The sequence below is a fragment of the Enterococcus sp. 3H8_DIV0648 genome (assembly GCF_002140655.1).
Lineage (GTDB): Bacteria > Bacillota > Bacilli > Lactobacillales > Enterococcaceae > Enterococcus_A > Enterococcus_A hulanensis.
Genome location: NZ_NGLG01000001.1, coordinates 1686910 through 1708130 on the forward strand (window position 1 = coordinate 1686910; position 21221 = coordinate 1708130).

Genomic DNA, 21221 nt, shown 5'->3' on the forward strand with positions numbered 1-21221 from the left:
GACACAAATAAAGATTGTGATTAAACTGTTGGATGGAAAGTGGTGACTTAATGGAAAATTTAAACGAAAACTTAGTTACGGAAAAAGAAAATGGCAAGGCTGCTTATGTTGTCGCCTTTGCCTGCATGATCGCCTTCATGGGGATCGGATTGGTAGATCCTATTTTAAATTCGATCGCGAAATCCTTACAAGCAACGCCTGCACAAACAACGCTATTATTTACCAGTTATATGATGGTGACGGGAATCGTTATGCTGTTCACCGGGTTTGTTTCTAGCCGGATCGGGACCAAGCGAACCTTAATGCTGGGACTATTTATTATTATTTTATTCGCACTTTTTGCTGGCTTGTCCAATACAATCGATGCGCTGATCTACTTCAGAGCTGGCTGGGGCTTAGGTAATGCGCTATTTATTTCAACAGCATTATCAGCGATCGTCAGTGTTTTGATCGGTCAAACGGAAAAATCGATCATGCTTTATGAAGCGGCAATGGGACTAGGCATGTCGATTGGCCCGCTAGTCGGCGGATCACTTGGTTCGATCTCTTGGCGCTGGCCTTTTGCCGGTGTATCGGTGTTGATGCTGATCTCATTCCTATCAATTTTGATCATGTTCAAGGAACCTAAAGGCGCGAAAGAAAAAATAGAATTTTTTGCTGGTGTCAAAGCATTGAAAAATCGTAAACTGCGTTCCGTTGGTTTGATCGCGCTGCTTTATAATTTTGGTTTCTTCACTTTACTAGCATATGCTCCCTTTTTAATGCCGAACTTTTCAGAAATGGAAATCGGGATGACCTTCTTCGGCTGGGGAATTTTATTGGCGCTTTCTTCTATCTTCTTGGCAACACGGTTTGAAAGAAAAATCGGGACTTTTTATACTTTAATGATCGGCTTTATCGGTTTTGTTATTTGCTTACTGCTGATGGGAATCAATGCGGATCAACCTGCGCTTGTAGCGGCTGCTTTAATCGTCGCGGGTTTCTTTCAAGGGATCATCAATACCTTGATGACTACGATCGCGATGGAGATTCCGGGGATTAAACGGAATATCGCTTCATCAACGTACAGCTTCGTCCGTTTCTTCGGTGGTTCCCTTGCTCCTTTTGTCGCTGGTCTGATCGGTGCAAGATTCGGTGGAAACTATACCTTCTATTTTGCCAGCGCGATGGTCTTTATTGGGATTGTCTTAGTTGTGGTTCATTCGCAATATTTTGAAACAAAAGAAGACGAGCTTGAAGAGAATGCATAAAAAAAAAGAGCGAGTGATCGCTCTTTTTTTATTGCATTAATTGGCGGACTTTTTTGGCTAATACTTCGATCATGTAGATGACGGGTATCTGAGTCGTGGTGTCGATCAAGTATTCATAGGACTCGATCGTTTTCTTTTCCTGTTGAACATAATAGGCCAAGTTGCAATCCGAGATTTTAGCTAACGGATTGTTGCGGCTGTTGGTGATCGAAATAATTTTTGCTTCGCTGGCTTTGATCAAGGGCAATGTTTTCAAAAACATTTCTCCTGACACAGAGAAGAAAATGAACACAGTGTCTGATGAAGTCGGTATATCGATGGCGAACATTGGATTGTCAACATTGACTGCGAATTTTCCTAATGAAGAAAAATAGCGGGCCGCATAAATCGCCATTACCCCAGAATTTCCTGTCCCGACACAAATAATCATACGAGCATCCGCAAGAACTTGAGCCGTTTCGTCTAATTTCTTTTGAAAATTTGTTTCTTTCGCCCGCGCAAAGAAGGCCTCGGCAACAGAGATGTCATCGATTATCTCCGTTTCGGTTTGAGTTTGTTCTTTTTTGAAAAGCAGCTTGAACTCGGTGAACCCGCCGCATCCGACTTTTTTAGCAAAACGTGTGATAGACGCTGTGGAAACATGGGTCTCGGCAGCTAGTTCTCGGATGGTCATATAAGGAATTTTCGCTGGATTTTCAATAATAAAATTATAGATTAAGTAGTCTAAATCGTTAAAACTTGATAGCTGTTCGACTGAAAACATCGGCATCTCCTCCAGTGCAATCTCAAATAGATTGTACTGGTTGGAGCTAGCTAATGCAATCGGCAAAAAAATGTTGGGCAAATATAAATGGTTATTATAGCTTGGCGCCATTTTGCTGAATCGTTTGTTGGAACCAAGCAAAGCTGTCCTTTTTCAGTCGCTTTTTACTGCCTTGGCCGTAGTCGTCAATGTCCACATAAATGAAGCCGTAGCGTTTACTCATTTGATGTGATGAGGCGCTCACGATATCAATCGGTCCCCAGGCATAATACCCGCGAACATCCACACCATCATAAATGGCTTCCTTCACCTGCTTCAAATGCTCAGCCAAATAGTAGCTGCGATAGTCATCATGAATCTCGCCTTCCTCAACGACATCAGTGGTTCCCAACCCATTTTCTGTAATATAGATTGGACATTGATAACGATCATAAAATTGATTCAAAACAATCCGCAAGCCAACTGGATCGATCGACCAGCCCCAAGGTGTCTTTTCCAATTCGGGATTACTCAAGAAAGAGCGATTATTTTCATTCGATTCCTTAGAAACTAAACTTGAATAATAATAGGAGAAGGAAAGAAAATCAGCGGTGTTTTTCAGGACTTCTTCATCCCCTTCATAAAACGCGATTTTAATCCCCTGTTCCTCAAAATATCTAAACGCGTAATTAGGATACTTGCCGCGAAGCAGCACATCGCTATAAAAATAGTCCATTTGCGAATATTGCAAGGCCGCCAGTGCATCCTCTGGTTTGGTCGAAGCCGGATAAACTTGATCGGCAAAGACCATCATTCCGATCTCCATGTCAGGATTGATCTTTACCGCAGCTTCCTTAACCATTGCGCTGGCTACCATCATATTATGCAAGCCCTGATATTTTGCTTCAAGCAAGTTTTCTTGGGTATCCTCTGTTACCCCCAGATGACAAAAGGATTGATAGCCAATCAAGTTGATTTGATTGAAGACGATCCAGTATTTCACTTTGTCTTTGTAACGCTCCAAAATGACCTTGCTGTATCTCACAAAATGCTCGATCAGTTCTCGTGAGTACCATCCGTGATAATGAGTGGTCAAAAAGATCGGCATTTCATAATGGGACAATGTGATCATCGGCTCCATCCCGTTTGCTAGGATCGCATCGATCAGCTGATCGTAGAATTTTAAGCCCTCTTCATTGGGGGCTTCCTCAACACCGGTAGGGAAAATCCGTGACCAATCAATTGACGTTCGGAAAGTGTTCAGCCCTAGTTCCTTTAAGAGTTTCAGATCTTCTTGATACGTATGATAAAAATCAATCCCCCGCAGCTTAGGAAAATTACGGCCTTCGTGGTTTTTGATACTCTCGATCGCTTCGTTGACAAAGGTTGATGTCGTGTCTCGTTCCATCCGATCGGCTAATGGAATATCAGCGACAAACTCATTGATGTTGGAAACATTCAAGTCTTTGCCGTCAATATCATATGCTCCTTCTGCTTGATTGGCAGCAATCGCGCCGCCCCATAAAAAATCTTTAGGAAATTCACGTTTATTTTTTTTCATTTTTCCTGCTCCCTTCCTTGCTTATCCCGAGTATAGCTGGCCGCTGGATAAAAAGTAACGGCATTGGGGCTTTCGGTTACAGGAAACAGCATCAGATTCTTGTGACGATCCTGACACAGGGTGTAACAATTGCTGGTTTATTAGGAACGAAAGAGGCCATTCATTAAAAACTTTACGGGTTTTTCCAGTGTCTTTATGCAAATGGGTGAGAATCATGGTATGGTTGTTTTGAAAGCGTTTTAAAAACGACGACTTGATTGCTTTTAGTCAAAATAAAAAAGAAGCGAGGTTCGTTTGATGAAAATTACGACAGTGAAAACCTATGAGGCAATGAGTGAATTAGCAGCAGCAACTATTTGGTCGAAAATGAATAGTGATCGGCGCGTCAATTGCGGAGTGACCATCGGTGCGGCGCCAAAAAGAGCATACGAATTAGTAATTGAAAGAATGAAGTGTAACAAACATTATTCCAATTTTCATGTCTATACGTTGGATGGCAGTCCTCTTGAGCATACTCAGCACACGACGACCTACGCTGAGATGAAGAAACTATTTTTTGAGCCGGCGAAGATCGAAGAAGAAAATATTCACGAAATAACGCTGCAAAATTATTCGATGTTTGATCAGCAAATCGCAGACGATGGCGGACTGGATCTAGTCATTATCGGCTTAGGCAGTGACGGACGTTTTTGCGGCAACCTGACTCAAACAACCGATTTTAACAGCTTGGCTTATGAGGTTGAGATCAAGCCGGACTATCCGTGGTATGAATTTTTCGCTGAGCTGTATCGTTCTTACAATCAAGCGATTCCGAAATCCTTTGTCACGCTGGGACCGCTAAGTATTATGAAAGCTAAGGAAGTCCTGTTGATCGCTCATGGGGATAACAAAGCCGAAGCCTTGGCAAAAATGCTGAAGGGTCCGCTGACTGAAGACTTCCCTGCTTCTTTTTTAAGGCAGCATTCAAATATTACTGTGATCGCTGATGAAGATGCTGCAAAATTAATCAGCTAAATTAGAAAAGCTTCGCGAACTCGCTCAGCTTTGCCAGTTCCACTTCTCGCTTTAGCGAGATTAGTGGAATGGTATGCGCAACGACAATCAGATTCATTTTTCACGATTTTTGAAAAATGATTTCTTAGTTAGGAGTTAGCTGAGCACCAATTAGGAGCTGATGTTGATTGATACCTACTTGGCGTTTCTCAGATTTTAAAATTGACAAAAAGACAGAGAAACGTCGGACGTTTCTCTGTCTTACTTTTTATGATAATTGGCTTGCGGCTGCGCGATCTAAAATCACCGTCAAGTTAGGATGCAGACGCAAGACTGATGCTGGTACATCCTCTGTGATGGGACCTTCCAATGCCTGCTTGATAATCCCCGCTTTCTTTTCGCCGTTTGCGATCAGAACTAATTCTTTTGCAGCTAGAACCGTTTGCGGCCCGAAAGTTACCATTTCTTCGCCCGGTGTATGGGGGCTGGATTCATCAATCATTTTATACAGCTCATCCTCTGGAGCCATCGGCACTCGATAGACACCGTAATCAAAAGACGTGAACTCCGGCAGATTCCCGCAGAAATGGCCATCGCTGCCAATCCCCATCAAGACAAAGTCTAACCCGCCATCTGCGGCGATTTTCTGATCATAGGCCTGATAATTTTTCGAATCCAGCACTTCAATATTCTCTTCTTCGATTCCTAATGGCAGAAATAATTCTTCTGTCAAAGCTTGCATGGTTAAACCGTATTCCTGATCCTTTAATGTGATCTCATCAAAGTTATAAAAATGTGCCAAGCTTTGATCAAAGTCCACTTGTTTTAAGCGATCGGCTAAAATTTCATAGGCGCGTTTGGGTGAAGAGCCAGCGGTCAAGGCTAAGTTCACTCGACGACTTTCTGCCCACTTCATTAAAACGATATCTGCTGTGATTTGACTTAATGTCTCATAATTTTCTGTGACTAATAATTTCATTTCAACACCTGCCCTTTTCTTTTAATGATAGCATAAATTCTGAAAGGGCTTCCTGTTTTTTGAGAGAATCAGCTAGGAATTTTTTCTTTTGCCGGCATTTTCAAAATACAGTTTTGCGGACAGATTTCGATACAATCTCCGCAGTTGATACAGAGCTCTGGATCGATCACTGCCACATTGTTTTCTATCTTAATGGCTTTTTGCGGGCAGGTCTTCACGCAACGATTACAGGTGATACAGCCGACGTCGCAAATTTTGCGGACACCGCCGCCTTTATCCTGATTCGAACAGGCCACGATCGACGTGTTTTCCGCTGGCAGCATTTTAATCAGATTCTTGGGACAAGCGGTAATACATTTTAAGCAGCCGACGCATTTGTCAGGATCGACCTTGGCTACTCCGTCGACGATGTGGAGCGCGTCGTACTCACAAACCGCTTCACAATCGCCAAAGCCCATGCAGCCAAAACGACACTCCTGCGGACCGCCAAAAAGCTGATTTGCTCCATAACAAGTAGTGGTTCCGGCGTAGTCCATTTTGCTATTAGTGAACTCGCAGGTTCCGTTGCAGCGTACAAAGGCCGCGACCTTCTGTACATCACCGACTTCGACACCTAAAATTTCTGATAAGGCTTGACGCGTGCTCGCCCCGCCCGGCGTACAGTTAGTAGCTCCTGCTGTACCTTCCGCCATGGCTTTGGCATAGCCGTCACAGCCCGAAAAACCGCAGGCGCCGCAATTGATCCCCGGCAAGGCGTCTCGCAGTGCTTCTTCCTTTTCATCGACTGGCTTATGAAAGATGATCGTCGCGAGGGAAAGTATGACGCCTGCGATCAATCCCATACCGCCAACAATGCCGATGGGTATCATGATTTCTGTCATTTTTTCCACCCCCCTACTGGAATAATCCTTCTGCCAAGCCGGCAAAACCAAGAAACGATAATGAGACGATTGCTGCTGCGATCAAGGTGATCGGTAATCCTTGAAGCGACTCAGGGATATCATTTCCCTCCAAGCGGCCCCGCACACCAGCGAAAATCACCATAGCAACTAAAAAGCCGATCCCCGCTGCAAATGAATTGACCATTGATTGCATAAAGGAATAATTTTTTGAAAAGTTCAGGATCGTTACTCCTAATACCGCACAATTCGTGGTGATCAGCGGCAAATAGATCCCTAAAGCATTATAAAGCGGCGTCATGTAGCGCTTCATTACCACCTCCACTAGCTGCACCAGTGCTGCGATCGTTAGAATAAAGACGATCGTCTGCAAATAATCCAAGCCTAAAGGCACTAATACAGAAGCATACAGCGGGTAGGTCACTAAAGTTGCTAATACCATAACGAAGGTTACTGCTAGTGACATGCCGACTGCCGTGTCTAATTTCTTCGAGACACCTAAAAACGGACAGATCCCTAAAAACTGCGACAAAACAAAATTATCCGTCAAGATACCTGCGACAATAATCGTTACAAAAATCTGCATTATTGCTCACCCGCCTTTTCATCACAAACGACGGTGCAGGCTTCTGCGATTGGACAAGCCGTGCAATCGAGATCCTTCGCTTTGCGGTCGCTTAATTTATTCGCCAGCATGACCAGCATTCCAAAGACGAAGAACCCGCCTGGCGGCAAGAGCATGATCGTCATTGGCGGGATCACACCTGCTGTGATTGGGAAGCCTAAAAATGTGCCGCTTCCTAAAAGCTCGCGAATGCCTCCCATGCATAGAAGCGTCATGGTAAACCCTACACCCATTCCCAGCCCATCCAAGGCTGAATGAAGGACCGTGTGATCTTTGGCATAGGCTTCTGCTCGACCAAGGATGATGCAGTTTACTACGATCAAGGGTAAATAGATCCCCAAGGTCGCGTCTAATGCTGGTGCCAACGCCTTTACTGCCAATTGAACAACCGTTACGAACCCAGCGATGATGGTGATAAATGCGGGAATTCTGACCCGATCAGGAATCACTTTTCGTAAAAGAGAGATCATGACATTTGAGCCTAAGAGCACTACTGTCGCCGCGACTCCCATACCTAAGCCGTTCAGGGCCGTGGTCGTTACCGCTAGGGTCGGACAGGTCCCTAATGTTAGCCGCAGAACTGGATTTTCAGTGATCAATCCCTTCGTGAATATGCGGGATGTTTTTTCTTTTTCCATTCCATCTCCCCCTTATTTCTCTGATTTGGCCACTTGCTCGAAAAGCGCAAGTGCTTCTTTGACCGATGCGGCTACGGCATTGGAGGATTTGGTCGCTCCGGTTACCGCTTCGACTTGGTTTTTACTGGAAGGTTCATTTTTCACAACTTCTAGCGAGTCATTTTGGCCGGCAAATTGCTTCACAAATTCTTTTTTCGTGACATTTTGGCCGAGGCCGGGAGTTTCGTTCGAAGCGTCTAACACATCTACCCCCACAACTTTGCCATCCTTGACGGCACTCATGACACTCACATCGCTGCCGTACCCATAGGTTTTGGTGACAAAGAGATAACCCAGCGTCTTGCCGGATGTATCTAAGGCCTTGTATCCTTGATTGTCTCCTGACACCTTCACTTCTTGAAAATCATCGGCCTTAATCAGCTGACTCATGACACTTTGCGTTTGCTCCCATTCTTGCTGAGCGATCCGATCTTTGAATAACGAACGTGTGCCTGCGACCGCAAAGGTAATCACCAGACAAATGATAAATAGACACAGGGCATCAGTAAAAATCACTTTGGAGTTTGCTTGTTTCATTTCACCTTCGCCCCCTCGCCAAAGACCTTTGGAATCGTCAAATTCTCAATATGAGGAACTAGGATATTCATCAATAAAATGGCATAGGAAACGCCTTCCGGCAATGCCGCAAAGAAACGGATCAGTACCGTGACAATTCCGCAGCCAATCCCAAAAATGATCTTGCCGTTTCTCGTGATCGGTGATGTCGTGTAATCTGTCGCCATGAAAATCGAGCCCAGCAATAGTCCGCCAGACATCATTTGGTACAAGGGATTTCCACCTAATAAGGTAGAGAAAATAACGACAGTTCCGATAAAGCAAAGCGGAATGATCGGCGAAATGACCTTTCTAGCTACCAGATAAGCGCCGCCGAGAAGGAGCGCTAAAGCACACGTTTCGCCTAAGCTTCCTGCACGGATACCTAAGAACATATCCAGCAAGGAAGGGATTTTTTGACCCGTTTGTGAAGCGGAAAAATAGGTCGCCGACGAAATAACATCCGGCCGAAACATATAATAATTAAGCGGCGGCTGCCAAGTCGTCATCTGAGAAGCAAAGGACATCATCAAAATAATGCGGGCAGTAATCGCCGGATTGACAAAGTTTTGACCGACACCGCCAAAGAATTCCTTCACGATGACGATCGCGATCACACCACCTAAAATCGCCATCCAAAACGGCAGCGTAACCGGCAGATTCAAAGCGAGCAATATTCCTGTGACGACCGCCGTCAAGTTGTGGATCGTATCTGGTCGTTTCAATATTTTTCGCGTTAAATATTCGCTGCCTACACATGACGCAACGGTGACTAAAATCAAGATAAGAGCACGAAAACCAAAAATAATCGTCGAAGCGATAATAGCTGGAATCAAAGCGATGATCACATCCAGCATGATACCGCGGCTGCTTCGTCCGCTGTGGAGATGGGGCGAGATGGAAACAGGTAATTTGTTCATTGGGCAGCCTCCCTTTCTAACTGTTTTGCTCGTTTCATGGACTGGACCAGTCGGCGGCCGGCAGGACAAACAAAGGCGCAGCACCCGCATTCCATACAGGCGGAGACATTCAGCTTCTGCAACCCGGCTACATCATTATTCCGTGTGCAGCGTTCGATCTGAACAGGCAATAATGACATGGGACAAGCTTCCACACAACGCCCGCAGCGAATACACGGAGACTCTTCCGGCAGGCTTTGAGCTTCAGATAAAATCGTAATCGCATTGGTCTGCTTGGTGATCGGCAGCTCCGTAGAAAATTGTGCGATTCCCATCATCGGCCCGCCGAGAATGATCTTGCTAGGCTCGTCGATCAAACCGCCGCAATATTTGATAACATCGCCGATCGGGGTCCCCACTGGAACGACCACATTCTTCGGCTGCGCGACATTTCCATCCACCGTGATTCGTTTGTGGGTCAGCGGCATCCCAATCTCGATGTACCGCTGCAAGAGTGAAACTGTCGAGATGTTGGTGATCAGACAGCCCACCTCAGAAGGCAGCTTGCCAGGCGGGATCTTCCGGCCAGTCGTGGCATAGACCAGCATTTTTTCTGCCCCTTGGGGATATAATGAAGGAATCTCCATCACATCAATACTGGGATCAAGATCAGCCAATTCACTCAAATGCTTCCGCAGACTTCTTAGTCCCTTTGGCTTATTGCTTTCGATCCCTACTACGCCATGGGCAATATTCAAATGCTTCATGATCGTCTGCATCCCCGCGATGATCCGCTCCGGATACTCCAAGCTTTCACGATAATCCGAGGTAATAAAAGGCTCACACTCCGCCCCATTGATTACTAATGTGTCGATCGGTGTATCTTCTTTAACATTCAGCTTCACATGCAGCGGAAAACCGGCTCCGCCGATCCCGACAATGCCGCTGTCACGAGCGGCTTTTAAAAGGTCCTCTTTAGAATTGATTGGAACGGGATTTGGCTCGGGAAATTCCACCGGCAACCCGTCGCTGGCGATATGAACAGCCTCACACATCTGACCATTCGCCATCAAAACCGGTTTGATCCCTTTGACCTTCCCTGAAACAGATGCGTGGATCGGTGCCGAGACAAAGGCTTCAGAATCACCGATCACTTGTCCGACTGTAACGACATCCCCCTTCTTGACCGTCGGCTGACAAACTCCGCCGATATGCTGCTGCATCGGAATCGTCACAATTTTCGGCGGTTCCATAAAAACGCTTTCAAATTCGGCCGTGTTTTTATTATGGGGGACTTTGACACCTCCTTTAAATTTTGCGATTGCTTTCGTTATTGTATCCATAGACAAACCTCCTCAGTGGTCCAACAAAATCATTGTTGATCATCAGTTTGCGACAGTTCTCTTTTCTAATAAAATAAATTCACTCAAAAATAATCCTCATACGAATAAATGCGGCGGCGGCTCGGGTCGCTTCATACGCCTTTTTTCACAAATTCATTCACAAACTTCAACGACGATTTTATCAGTATACTTCTATGTTTATGATAGCACAGTGAAAAACAAATGTAATTAGTTTTCACAAAGTCACAAAAAAAAGTACCTAGTTTCCTAGGCACTTTTGACTGTTCCTCTTTTAGGGCGTATTAGAAAGCGTCCACTGCAGGGTTGTTTGGTAACTTCCTGTCTGACGCGGCGTATTTTTCGGTACCAGGAGCTGAAATTGATTCAGCGGCAGTTCGACATAGCCGGCAGCGGTCGTATTGTCGAGAGTCATCAGTATGACCTGATTGCTGGGAAGCATCTGGATCGTTTGATTCGCTACAGCGGAGTAATTTTGAAAGTTGGTTTTCAATGCTCCTAGGGAAATAGCGAGACGCGTATTGGTCAAACTTTTTTGCCCGCTCATCCAGTTATTCGCCTGAGCTACTTTTAACTGCCAAGCCTTGGCTGCGGTGCGGGTATCATCGATGCGGATCGTCCCTGTTTGAAGCGGGTTGGCACTGTTGCCGCCGACATGAGCATTCCAGCTCTCGTCTACTTTGGTTTGGATCGGATGGGTCCCGAAATTCAAATTCGTCGGCAGCAGCTCACTTTCCAGCGCTAAATCCCCCGCATCAAAATAAATATTCGTATTGCCGCCGAAGTTGCTCAAAAGCTGAATCGTCAGATCATCCGTTTGAACGATCCCGCCGCGAATCAACGCCGTATAGTCTTGGGTCAAGCCGCTTGGACTAGTCACAAAAGTCGGGATGGAAACGTCGGTTTTGCCTAAAATTGAGGCTGATACAAGGTTCGTACTGATCGCTGAGTTTGGATTTCCCAAAGAGGTAAGCAGACCGCTGACACTAGATAAAACCTGTGTCAGCACTAACCCAATCAACCCGAGGGGCAGCGTATTAAGCACATTGTTCAAATCAGTCAGCCGGTTAGACAGCGTACTAGTCAAAATCGGCAGCAGGCCTTGGCTGATATTGACTCCCAGCAAGGTGGCAGACAATTGTTCAGTCGTTATCGGCAGATTTTGATTGCCATAGTTCTCATTTTTCAAATTATTGATGGCTTGGTTGAGGCTGTTCAAAGGTGCCTGCAGCGAAGGATTCAAGGGCAGCAAAGTACTAATCGTCGTAACCAGCGTTGATAACAGCGTCAGCAGACCTCCGATCGGCAAATCCGCCAGCGGGATCGTCACAGTAGTGGTTACTGTCGCAGTTCCGTTCGGTGTGACCTTGCTTGAAAGCTGTGACGGAACTGAGATCAGCGCGTACTTTTTCCCGGTCTTGATCAGGCTGACTCCGGTGGTACTTCCATCGATGGAAAAAGTCACCGGTTGTTGACTAACATTTAAATAAGGAGCTGCTGCAGTAGTCCCGCTATTGTTACTCACCTGAGTATTGGCAAATAAATCCACCGAGACTGCGCTTACAATAATATTGGAGCTGGTTAAAAATAGAAACAAGGCGGCTCCTGTGATGCAAATCTGCTGAAACAAACGCGTGCGCTTTCTTTTCATATTGCTTCCCCCTCTATCTTTGATTTTACTTAACCCATCAAAATTTTCCTTTACGAGAAAATAATCGACGACTGCCCCTGCTTGGTAAAAAAATCGTTCCTTTTCCGTGAAATAAGCCCAAATTGCATCAGAAAAGAACCGTTAATCCCGTTGTTTTCTTCCTTAATTAAACACAGCGGAGATAAATGCGAAAAATATTTTGCTTAACTGTGAAGAAGCTATGAGCGCTTTGATAACGCTTTTTTGGAAACCGGCTATATAATCCCTGCATAAGATTCAAACTCTTTTCTGCGCAGAAAAGAACCGCTTTTTTTACTAGGGACTGAGAAAGGGGGAGGCAATTGAAGAATCTGATGATTTTCATCTTAGGTTTTCTACCGCTCTTCGTTGTTCTTTCTTCACAGGCCGAAGCCGCCGTCACCAATGGCGAGGTTCAGTATTATTACCAAAGCAGTACCGCAACTAGCAACAGCTCCACTTCAGAAACGCAGGAAAACAATACTACAAGTGATTCTCATCCTCTTAGCACCACAAGTGAAGAGGTGAATCACGAGGGCGAATCCGCTTCGTTAAATCATCGCGGCGGCACTTCACACTCAGGCATCACACGCTTTCTGCAAACAAACGATCAACGCAATCCCTTTTTAATCGTCGTTGGAATAATGATTCTCGCGATTGCTTTTTTAGGGTGGCGAATCGTCAAAAATAGGAGGAAAAACGAATGAAGAAACAAGGTGCTCTACTCATAGCTGGACTTTTTGCAGGCAGTCTGTTCGCCTTTTCAACTGGTGCTCATGCTGTGGATACGACTGGTACGGTCGACTATACTGATGGCGGTATCACGTTTGACCCTCAAGATCCCGAAAATGCAAGTGCTTCATTACCTAAAGATTTAAACTTTGGTTCACACGCCATTCAAACGACTGCGGATGAAACTTGGACCGCTACCTCGGATGGTGTTCAGACATCACCTGTAACTACCGGTCAAGTCGCAGTTAGCGATAATCGCGGCGATTCCAGCACAGGCTGGACAGTCAAGGTAAATGAGCCGACTCAATTCACTGCTAACTCGAAGCCGTTGACTGGTGCCGAATTAAGCTTCACAGTAGGTGCTTTGACAAACAATGTGAACTCCCTGCCAACCGGTACCCGTATCGCAGATAGTGCCAAAACAGACTTGCTGGTCAACCAAACAGTCACCGTTTTGACCGCGCAGCCAAATGAAGGTGCCGGCGAAACCGCTCTGCCAATCACTAAATTTGAACTGAACGTACCAAAAAACACTGCTAAGGAACAGGCACAGTACCAAACAACCTTAGTCTGGACCTTCTCAGCAACACCAAGCTAAAAAAACTAGGATGGAATCCCGTCAGCAGCCTCGCCTACTGTGAAGGCGGCTATAGACTGTCAGACCATGGTTCCTTCCTTTGATCTATAGATATAGGGGAATAAGAAAAGAGAGAGACTCTTCCATTACGCGAAAAAATACAATTGAAGTAAAGGGGCTGAAAATGCTGAAGAAACGATCGAAATCATTTATACGAGGCGTGTTCCTCGTTTTAGCTCTTTCATTTTTACCAATTGTCGCTCATGGAGAGTCGTTGGATACCTTCGATGCAGTGATCCATCCATCGGAGCAGCAAATTGATAAGGATCAGCTTTATTATGATTTGCAGTACCAGCCCAATGCCGCCGAACGCCTGACGGTGACCCTGACCAATCGGACAGATCAGCCGCTCAAGCTGAAAGCGTCATTCAATCGAGCAGTCACCAACAGTTTGGGAGTCGTGGAATACTCGGGAATGAATAAAGATGAGAGTAATTTCGGACCCAACATCACCGACTACGTCAAACTAAGTGACCAAGAAATCGAATTAGCTGGCAATCAATCAAAGGATATTTACCTAGCTGTAAAAATGCCGGAAAAAGAATTTGAGGGAATCTTAGCCGGCGGTTTATATCTAGAGCAAGCAGCCTCTGGAAAAATCGATGGGAATATCAGAAATGTGTTTTCGCGAGAGATCGCAGTCTTGCTGCAAAATAAGACTGACGAGGTAAAACCCGTTCTGAAAATTACCAAGGCCAAAGCCGTCCAAGCCAACAGCCGCAATGCGATAAACGTGACTGTTGACAACGAAAAAGCGGTCTATGTCAAAGACGCCGCACTTGAATATCAAGTCGAAAAGGATGGCAAAACGATTGCCAAAGACAAAAAAGAAAAGTTAACACTAGCACCAAGTTCACGCATGCCCTACCTGATCCAAATGAACAATACAGAATTTTCACCGGGTACTTATACCGTCAAAATGACGATCCGTTCCGGTGATCAAAAATGGACCGGTCATCCGACCTTCACCATTGATCGAAAAAAAGCCGCAGATTACAACGCGAACGACGTTTCGATCAAAAAGAAAACAACGAATCCTTGGATCTGGGTCGGACTTGCTGTGATCCTCATTCTGCTAGCCATCGTGATCTTCATGTATAACAGAAACAGGAACTTGAAGAAGAAGTTAGATGGGAAATGAAAAAACTAAAACGACACTTCACATGTGAAGTGTCGTTTTTTCTATGCGATAAAATCAATCACGCTGCCTGGATGCAACTGCGGAACTTCGCTTCGATCAAGACCAATCGATCCGGGCAAGATATCTTCTATTCCTGCACCAAAATGGAATGAAAGGTGCCCAAGTTGGCTAAAGTTTTTGAAAGCTACGTTACCCACTTTTGTGATAGTGTATTCTTCATAATCAAAGCGGATTTTTGCACCCTTAATAAACGTTTCTAGCTTGGGAGCCTCAATGAATCGATGCAAAATACAAATATCTTTCAGTTCGTCTGGTGCTTCCTCATTGAATAACACTAGAATCGGATAGTCCTCAAAGTAAGCATCAGCTCCAATACTGATTACCTTTGTTCTCGTCATGCAAAAACTCCCTTTCAATATACATTTTCTTCCAAAGCATAAAGCTAGGCGACATTCATTATCCTCTAAAAATTTGGATAGCCTGTTTAACATCTGCCTTCATGCCTGCATAAGCAGCCACGGACAGTTGATCAAAAAATAGTGGTGTATCAATCGAGTTATTGGCAATATATTCTTTGATTGCCTCACCGCCCGCCTTGCTCATATAGGTGAAATAGTTGATTTTACAAATACCATTTTTAATCGCAATCTTATAGTTTTCTTCTGAAACTCCCGAACCGCCGTGCATCACAAAAGGGACATCAATCTGTTCTTTGATTGCAGTAATTCGAGCTAAATCGAGTTTTGGTTTCTTAACATACATCCCATGAACTGTACCAAAAGCAATCGCTAAACAATCAATTCCAGTCGCTTTCACGAATTCTTTTGCAACTTTCGGATCAGTGTATACATCCTCTAAATCTTCGTAATCTTCACTAGAATCAGCCTGACCTCCTTCTCCGCTTCCCACTTCAGAGGTAAAAATGTGTCCTATCTCCGCTTCTACTGAAACTCCGGCTGCATGAGCAATCCGCACGATTTCTTTCGTTTCAGCCAAATTTTCTTCATATGACTTGCTGGAAGCGTCATACATGACAGAGGTAAATCCTTGACGAATGGCTTTGACGCACATCTCAAAGGTTGCTCCATGATCCAAATGAACGGCTACTGGTACACTGGCACGCCGGGCATAATCTAACATTACTGGCCCAATTTCTTCGATCGGAATCAATGATTCATGAACCTCCGCATGTTGTAGAATTACTGGAGAATCGACTTCTTCCGCCGCTTCTATCACCGCTTTGACGGCTTCCAGATTAGGTGTATTAAAAGCACCCACACCATATTTTTCTTTATTTGCTGTATCTAAAATTTCTTTTAATGTCACTAACATGATGTGTCCTCCTTGACTAGTTCAGTCTCGATATTGAAATGCGCCAAAAGTATTTTTTCTGCCTCAGTATTCCAACAATCACGATGTCGTTTACAGGCTTCATCCAACTGCTTAAACAGCTCATTATTTTCACCTAATTTTTCAAAGTCCGCGATTGCCGTTAACGGTAGATCAATGTGGGTATAGATCAACTTCTTTCCGCCTGGCAGATTTGGCAGGTTTAGCGTTGTTTCAGCAGCAGCATTTAAGCCCCCGATATGAGTGATCATAACTGTTGGATTCAAGATCCCTTTTGAAGATAGGTCAATAGCTTCCAGCATATCTTCCATTACGCTGCCGCTGTAGCCAGCAAAATGCGTGCGCTTATAATGGATATCATACATATTGATAACCGCACTCAACTCTTTACTTAATGGACCAGCAAAAAAGTTCAAACAACCGTCATCCGCTAATAGGCGATCTCCTTCTTCAATTAACGATTGGATTGGAGCATAGACAAAAACATCGTCATATCCTTCACCCGCGCTCAATTTCCTTAACTCTGATTCGGAATCTTCATGGTCATTTGGGTTATGATAGCAAAGCTCAACATTATTATTTCTAGCTTCATCTATTCGTAAAACTTTTTCTGCTCGCTCGATCCGCTCAGCAGAAGTGTCGACAGCAACCACCATCTTTGGTCCATTCGGCATATGAACCGCATAATCGATAGCTTCCAGTCCCATCGGACCGCAAGCACCCAAAATCAGCAATTTACCTCCTTTTTTAACGCCTAAATCGTGTGCATGATTAAGATTACTAGTATGATAATTTCGCTTGAATCCAGCGATCACACAGGCGACCGGCTCTGTCAATGAAGCTGAAAAGAAGCTGTCTCCTTCGTAGGTCAAAAGACAATCCAGTTCCATCACTTCTGATGGAACAATACAATAAGTCGCATCACCGCCAAAAAAGCGATAAGAATAACCTGGCGCATCGTTTCGACCTTTATAATTTAGAGCTGGTTGAATCGTAAACTTTTGCCCGACAGAGTATTTGTCCTGCCATTTCCCTCCGACCTCGACGATTACTCCAGCTATCTCGTGACCAACGATTGCTGGTTTCTCTTGTAGATTTTCAGGAGCTCGAGTGTGCTTCTCTCCTTGTTGTGCCAACTTATAGGTAGACATACAGATACTATCCGTGATTACCTTGATAAGAATCTCATCTGACTGCAACTCAGGCAGCTCAAATTCTTCCAAGCGCAGATCTTTTACTCCATGAAGCCGAACAGCTTTTGTGGTAACTGACATTTTCTTCACCTCTTCTTTAAATTTAACGCGCTTTCATTTCTTTACACCTTTACTCTAAAAGCCGATGGAAATTTCGTCAATGAAACTCAGCGAACTTGAACATAATTTCCATTTTTACTTTTGAATCTTTTTCACATAGGAAATTTTGCTCGTTTCTTCTTCGATCTATTGACTTATGTTCCAGTACTCATCTATCATTCAAGTTGTAAAAGCGCTTTCATTAAACTTTCATTTATTACTAATAAGGAGGGGTTATAAATGACGACATTATTCTTACCACTGTTCCTGTTATTTGTTTTAAATTTTTCTTTTTCCTATCTCCAATTCGTCAATATCAAAAAGACGATCGTGGAAATTAAAGCCGATCAAGCTGTCAATACGATTGTTACCATGGGACGAGCAAAATCCAAATATTCCCTCAGAAAAGGCGCTCTTGTAATTATCTCGATCTCTGAGGAAAATGCGATTTTAGCCTTTCATGAAATGGTTGGGCGCACAATTTTTTCTCGCACCAAATCTGTTGACTCGATGATTGGATTGCCACTAGATACTGCTTACAGCCAACTGTCCCAGCAAAAAGACTTGAAAGCTGCTGCCTTTGAGCAAGCCCTGAAAAACTGTAACAAAGATTTTTACATACTTAAGGAGGTTGTATAATGGATTTTTTAGTCAAATTAGCAGAAGGTTTTACCGGAATCTTTAATGCAGGCGGTGAAAATCTGATTGGACTCATCACAGGCATTTTACCGAATCTGTTGGTCTTATTAACTTTTGTCAATTCTTTAGTCGTTCTGATCGGTGAAAAGCGTGTCTCACACTTCACCCAAAAGCTCACACGTTTTACGATTTTACGTACAACATTATTACCTTTTTGTTCTTTATTCTTATTATCAAACCCGATGTGTTTCACTATGGGGCGCTTTTTAGATGAAGATCAGAAACCGGCCTTTATTGATACGATCGGATCAATGGCTCACCCCTTGACCGGAATTTTCCCTCATGCAAATCCCGGGGAATTATTCGTATGGATCGGCATTTCTTCTGGTATTACCAAACTGGGATTATCAATTTCACCACTAGCTGTTCGTTATTTGATTGCTGGCTTTATCGTCTGTTTAATCCGAGGAATGTTTACAGAAGCAATGACTAAACAGCTAATCAAACGCTCAGGACTAAAGGAGGCACAATAATAATGATGAAGTCAGTAATTATTAACCATGGTCCCAACGGTTGGGGTGGTCCACTGAAAGTTTTCCCAACAGAAACACAAAAATATGTGGTCTCCGTAACAGGCGGAGGCATTCATCCCCTTGCACAAAAAATCGCCGACCTGTTAGATGTCCCGACAAAAGACGGATTCAAAGAAAAGATAGAACCCGAGGAAATCATCATCGTAATTGTAGATTGTGGCGGTACACTGCGCTGTGGTGTTTATCCAAAATTAGGAGTCAAAACGATTGATGTTCATCCTATTTCTCCTTCAGGCCCTTTGAGTAAATTTATGACCGAAGATATTTTTGTTTCAGGTACATCTTTGGACGATGTAACAGTAAGTGAAAATATTGAGGTGGATTCATCTGGTGAACCAGCAACAACAATTAGCGAAGTAGAAATGCCAGTCGAAGAACCTCCACAATCTGAAGTAAACAAGAAAAAAGGGCTGATGGATATAGTAACCAGTCTAGGAAAGACTATCGGAAAAGTTGTAAATATCTTTTATCAGGGTGGTCGTGAATCCATCGACATTGTGATTAAAAATATCCTGCCCTTTATGACCTTCGTTAGTATTATGGTTGGGATCATCAACTATACAGGTGTCGGTAATATGATTGCTAACGCAGTAAAACCTTTAGCTGGTAATTTGGGCGGTTTGCTGGTTCTTTCGGTTATCTGCGCGATTCCGATCCTTTCACCGATTTTAGGTCCTGGCGCCGTTATCGCACAAGTCGTCGGTGTCTTAATCGGTGTTGAAATCGGCAAAGGAACTATTCCACCATCTTATGCCCTACCAGCACTCTTTGCGATTAATTCTCAGGTAGTCTGTGACTTCATCCCTGTTGGTTTGACCCTGTGTGAAGCAACACCAGAGACTGTCGAAATCGGAACACCTGCCGTATTGTTTACTCGCTTAGTTACAGGACCAATCGCAGTGATTGTTGCATGGCTGCTCAGTTTCGGACTATACTAAATAATGAATTTGCTCTTTTAGAAGTGTGAGGTGGAAAATTTGCAACCAGCAGACATTGATCTATTAGTGACTTTAGCGCGACTCTACTATGAAGAGGAGCGACCACAAAAAGAAATCTCAGATACCTTGAATATAAGTCGTTCCCAAGTTTCAAAGTACTTAGCAAAAGCTAAGAAATTAGGCATCGTTGAAACGATTATCCATGACAACATAGCGAATCAATATGCTGATCTAGAACAAGAAATCAAGCATATCTTCTCATTGGAGAATGTTATCTTGTGTGCTACCGTGGACCCTTCCGTTCAAAAGACACAACTTGCACACACAGCCCTCGATCATTTTTTGCGTATCGCAAAACCTGATAGTATTGTGGCGGTAGCCGGTGGAAGTACAATGCAGCAGATGGCTTACAATTATCCTTATACTAGGCCGATGGAAGGAGTTACTTTTGTTCCATTGTCTGGCGGATTGGGAAAGACCCATCAGGATATTCAGGCCAATGTGAACTGTGAACTGTTCAGTCGACATAGCGGTGGAGATTATCTGCAACTTCATGCACCGATTATTGTTGACTCCAGCTTCACTAAAAATATTCTATTAAAAGAATCTTTCGTTGACTCAATCTTTACTGTCGCAAAAAAAGCTGATATTTGTCTACTCGGAATCGGCAATGCACCAATCTATGAAGAAATGCGCTCGACTTACCTCACAAAGACTGACCTCACCAGTCTGGACAGAGACATCGTGGTAGGTGATGTATCTTATATTTTTATTGATCGTAACGGAAATATCGCCGACTGCCCTTGGAATAAACAAGTTATTGCGCTTGATTTAGCAGATTTGAGAAATATCCCAGTACGACTTGGTGTGGCTGCTGGGGGTGAAAAAGTATCTGCCATTGCCGCCGCCATTAAAAGCGGGATCATTAATTCGCTAGTAACTGATATCAGTACAGCACAAAAATTATTGAAATATGGTAATTAAAAAAAATTCCTCTTATTTTGAGGAATTTTTTTTGTTGCATTCTTAGTTGAAGCGTACTCATTTAGCTTGACCAGCCGCTTAAAACAAACTACTATAATAGATAGTAGTATATCAGCTATCACTTGTACATATAGTATACAAAAAACATGATAGGAAGAAGGTTTTACTGATGCGAACGATTGACTTGATTGTATTAGGTATCCTAAAAAAAGAGTCGCTAAGCGCCTATGATATCCAGAAATTGGTGGAATACCAGAACATCTCCCAATGGGTAAAAGTCAGCACGCCTACAATCTATAAAAAGATGCTGCAATTAGAAAAGCAAGGCTATGTTAAAAGCACCGCGAAAAAGAATGGCAAGATGCCGGAGAAAGCCGTCTATTCTTTAACCAAAAAAGGAAAAACCGAATTCGAGAAATTAATGCTTGGGATCGCCGCTCGTCCCATCAATATTTTCCTAGACTTCAACGCTGTCATCCTTAACCTGGATAGTCTAGCGCCTGCTGATCAAAAGGCCTGCATCAGTATTATCGAAGCCAATGTTAAAAAGATGACGACCCAATTACAGGACAGTCTTGCTGACAATCCCAATTCAACGAACCTGCCGGCCACAGGTAAAGCCGTGATGCAGCAACAGTTGTTCTTATTTGAAGCGATCGAAAAATGGATCAAAAGTGTGCGGGAAGGTTTTTGAGCGCTGGCTCT

The 21221-nt window shown here is 43.9% G+C and carries 23 protein-coding genes; 10 read left to right on the plus strand and 13 right to left on the minus strand.

The features are described from left to right. Positions 1-32: 32 nt before the first annotated feature. Complete coding sequence (locus A5875_RS07800) at positions 33-1250, plus strand: MFS transporter (protein ID WP_088933070.1); 1218 nt, start codon at positions 33-35, stop codon at positions 1248-1250. A 28-nt stretch (positions 1251-1278) separates the two neighbouring features. Here the strand turns inward: A5875_RS07800 and A5875_RS07805 are convergent, their stop codons facing one another. Both A5875_RS07805 and A5875_RS07810 read right to left on the minus strand, forming a co-directional pair. Next, positions 1279-2013, minus strand: a complete 735-nt coding sequence (locus A5875_RS07805; RefSeq protein ID WP_176244634.1) for a MurR/RpiR family transcriptional regulator — start codon at positions 2011-2013, stop codon at positions 1279-1281. 94 nt (positions 2014-2107) lie between these two features. After that, the gene (locus A5875_RS07810; protein ID WP_088933072.1) at positions 2108-3553 is read right to left on the minus strand and encodes a glycoside hydrolase family 1 protein; all 1446 of its coding nucleotides are present in this window, start codon (positions 3551-3553) and stop codon (positions 2108-2110) included. Between the two features lie 297 nt (positions 3554-3850). Between A5875_RS07810 and A5875_RS07815 the strand changes: the two genes are divergently transcribed. After that, on the plus strand, positions 3851-4567 hold the full coding sequence (locus A5875_RS07815) for a glucosamine-6-phosphate deaminase (RefSeq protein WP_088933073.1): 717 nt from the start codon (positions 3851-3853) through the stop codon (positions 4565-4567). A gap of 247 nt (positions 4568-4814) precedes the next feature. On the opposite strand, the gene A5875_RS07820 is transcribed toward A5875_RS07815, so the two are convergent. The 8 genes from A5875_RS07820 to A5875_RS07855 form a co-directional block, all read right to left on the minus strand. Continuing rightward, positions 4815-5525 carry a glucosamine-6-phosphate deaminase gene (locus tag A5875_RS07820; RefSeq protein ID WP_088933074.1) on the minus strand — a complete coding sequence of 237 codons (711 nt, stop codon included), beginning with the start codon at positions 5523-5525 and terminating at the stop codon, positions 4815-4817. 68 nt (positions 5526-5593) lie between these two features. Next, a complete protein-coding gene (locus A5875_RS07825; protein ID WP_088933075.1) occupies positions 5594-6406 on the minus strand; it encodes an RnfABCDGE type electron transport complex subunit B in 813 nt (270 codons plus the stop codon). A 13-nt stretch (positions 6407-6419) separates the two neighbouring features. Further along, on the minus strand, positions 6420-7010 hold the full coding sequence (locus tag A5875_RS07830; RefSeq protein WP_088933076.1) for an electron transport complex protein RnfA: 591 nt from the start codon (positions 7008-7010) through the stop codon (positions 6420-6422). Then, positions 7010-7687 carry an electron transport complex subunit RsxE gene (gene rsxE / locus A5875_RS07835; protein WP_088933077.1) on the minus strand — a complete coding sequence of 226 codons (678 nt, stop codon included), beginning with the start codon at positions 7685-7687 and terminating at the stop codon, positions 7010-7012. Before rsxE ends, A5875_RS07830 begins: the two co-directional genes overlap by 1 nt. Positions 7688-7699: 12 nt before the next feature. Beyond that, positions 7700-8263 carry an FMN-binding protein gene (locus A5875_RS07840; protein WP_088933078.1) on the minus strand — a complete coding sequence of 188 codons (564 nt, stop codon included), beginning with the start codon at positions 8261-8263 and terminating at the stop codon, positions 7700-7702. Next, positions 8260-9201 carry an RnfABCDGE type electron transport complex subunit D gene (locus A5875_RS07845; protein ID WP_088933079.1) on the minus strand — a complete coding sequence of 314 codons (942 nt, stop codon included), beginning with the start codon at positions 9199-9201 and terminating at the stop codon, positions 8260-8262. The genes A5875_RS07840 and A5875_RS07845 overlap by 4 nt, the downstream gene beginning before the upstream one ends. Further along, complete coding sequence (gene rsxC / locus A5875_RS07850; RefSeq protein WP_088933080.1) at positions 9198-10523, minus strand: electron transport complex subunit RsxC; 1326 nt, start codon at positions 10521-10523, stop codon at positions 9198-9200. Before rsxC ends, A5875_RS07845 begins: the two co-directional genes overlap by 4 nt. A gap of 292 nt (positions 10524-10815) precedes the next feature. Further along, positions 10816-12192, minus strand: coding sequence for an adhesive domain-containing protein (locus A5875_RS07855; protein WP_088933081.1), 1377 nt, complete (start codon positions 12190-12192; stop codon positions 10816-10818). A 341-nt stretch (positions 12193-12533) separates the two neighbouring features. Between A5875_RS07855 and A5875_RS07860 the strand changes: the two genes are divergently transcribed. The 3 genes from A5875_RS07860 to A5875_RS07870 all read left to right on the plus strand — a co-directional run bounded on the left by A5875_RS07860 (position 12534) and on the right by A5875_RS07870 (position 14720). Further along, on the plus strand, positions 12534-12917 hold the full coding sequence (locus A5875_RS07860) for an LPXTG cell wall anchor domain-containing protein (RefSeq protein WP_242551222.1): 384 nt from the start codon (positions 12534-12536) through the stop codon (positions 12915-12917). Further along, a complete protein-coding gene (locus A5875_RS07865) occupies positions 12914-13540 on the plus strand; it encodes a WxL domain-containing protein (RefSeq protein ID WP_088933082.1) in 627 nt (208 codons plus the stop codon). Before A5875_RS07860 ends, A5875_RS07865 begins: the two co-directional genes overlap by 4 nt. Before the next feature lie 163 nt (positions 13541-13703). After that, the gene (locus A5875_RS07870) at positions 13704-14720 is read left to right on the plus strand and encodes a DUF916 and DUF3324 domain-containing protein (protein ID WP_176244635.1); all 1017 of its coding nucleotides are present in this window, start codon (positions 13704-13706) and stop codon (positions 14718-14720) included. Positions 14721-14761: 41 nt separating this feature from the next. Here A5875_RS07870 and A5875_RS07875 read toward each other — a convergent pair whose 3' ends face one another. From A5875_RS07875 to A5875_RS07885, 3 genes are read right to left on the minus strand one after another with little or no spacing between them, the layout of a single operon-like run. Then, on the minus strand, positions 14762-15118 hold the full coding sequence (locus tag A5875_RS07875; protein ID WP_176244636.1) for a PTS glucitol/sorbitol transporter subunit IIA: 357 nt from the start codon (positions 15116-15118) through the stop codon (positions 14762-14764). A gap of 58 nt (positions 15119-15176) precedes the next feature. Beyond that, a complete protein-coding gene (locus tag A5875_RS07880) occupies positions 15177-16052 on the minus strand; it encodes a class II fructose-bisphosphate aldolase (RefSeq protein WP_088933084.1) in 876 nt (291 codons plus the stop codon). Then, positions 16046-17344 (minus strand): zinc-binding dehydrogenase, encoded by a 1299-nt coding sequence (locus A5875_RS07885; RefSeq protein ID WP_088933085.1) that lies wholly within the window; start codon positions 17342-17344, stop codon positions 16046-16048. The genes A5875_RS07880 and A5875_RS07885 overlap by 7 nt, the downstream gene beginning before the upstream one ends. A gap of 258 nt (positions 17345-17602) precedes the next feature. Between A5875_RS07885 and A5875_RS07890 the strand changes: the two genes are divergently transcribed. The 5 genes from A5875_RS07890 to A5875_RS07910 all read left to right on the plus strand — a co-directional run bounded on the left by A5875_RS07890 (position 17603) and on the right by A5875_RS07910 (position 21210). Further along, complete coding sequence (locus A5875_RS07890; RefSeq protein WP_088933086.1) at positions 17603-18001, plus strand: transcriptional regulator GutM; 399 nt, start codon at positions 17603-17605, stop codon at positions 17999-18001. Beyond that, entirely contained in the window at positions 18001-18534 is a 534-nt protein-coding gene (gene srlA / locus A5875_RS07895) for a PTS glucitol/sorbitol transporter subunit IIC (protein WP_088933087.1), read from the plus strand. The genes A5875_RS07890 and srlA overlap by 1 nt, the downstream gene beginning before the upstream one ends. Before the next feature lie 2 nt (positions 18535-18536). Continuing rightward, positions 18537-19532 carry a PTS glucitol/sorbitol transporter subunit IIB gene (srlE, locus tag A5875_RS07900; RefSeq protein WP_088933088.1) on the plus strand — a complete coding sequence of 332 codons (996 nt, stop codon included), beginning with the start codon at positions 18537-18539 and terminating at the stop codon, positions 19530-19532. A 30-nt stretch (positions 19533-19562) separates the two neighbouring features. Next, the gene (locus tag A5875_RS07905; protein ID WP_088933089.1) at positions 19563-20516 is read left to right on the plus strand and encodes a sugar-binding transcriptional regulator; all 954 of its coding nucleotides are present in this window, start codon (positions 19563-19565) and stop codon (positions 20514-20516) included. Between the two features lie 169 nt (positions 20517-20685). Next, complete coding sequence (locus A5875_RS07910; RefSeq protein WP_088933090.1) at positions 20686-21210, plus strand: PadR family transcriptional regulator; 525 nt, start codon at positions 20686-20688, stop codon at positions 21208-21210. Positions 21211-21221: the final 11 nt, after the last annotated feature.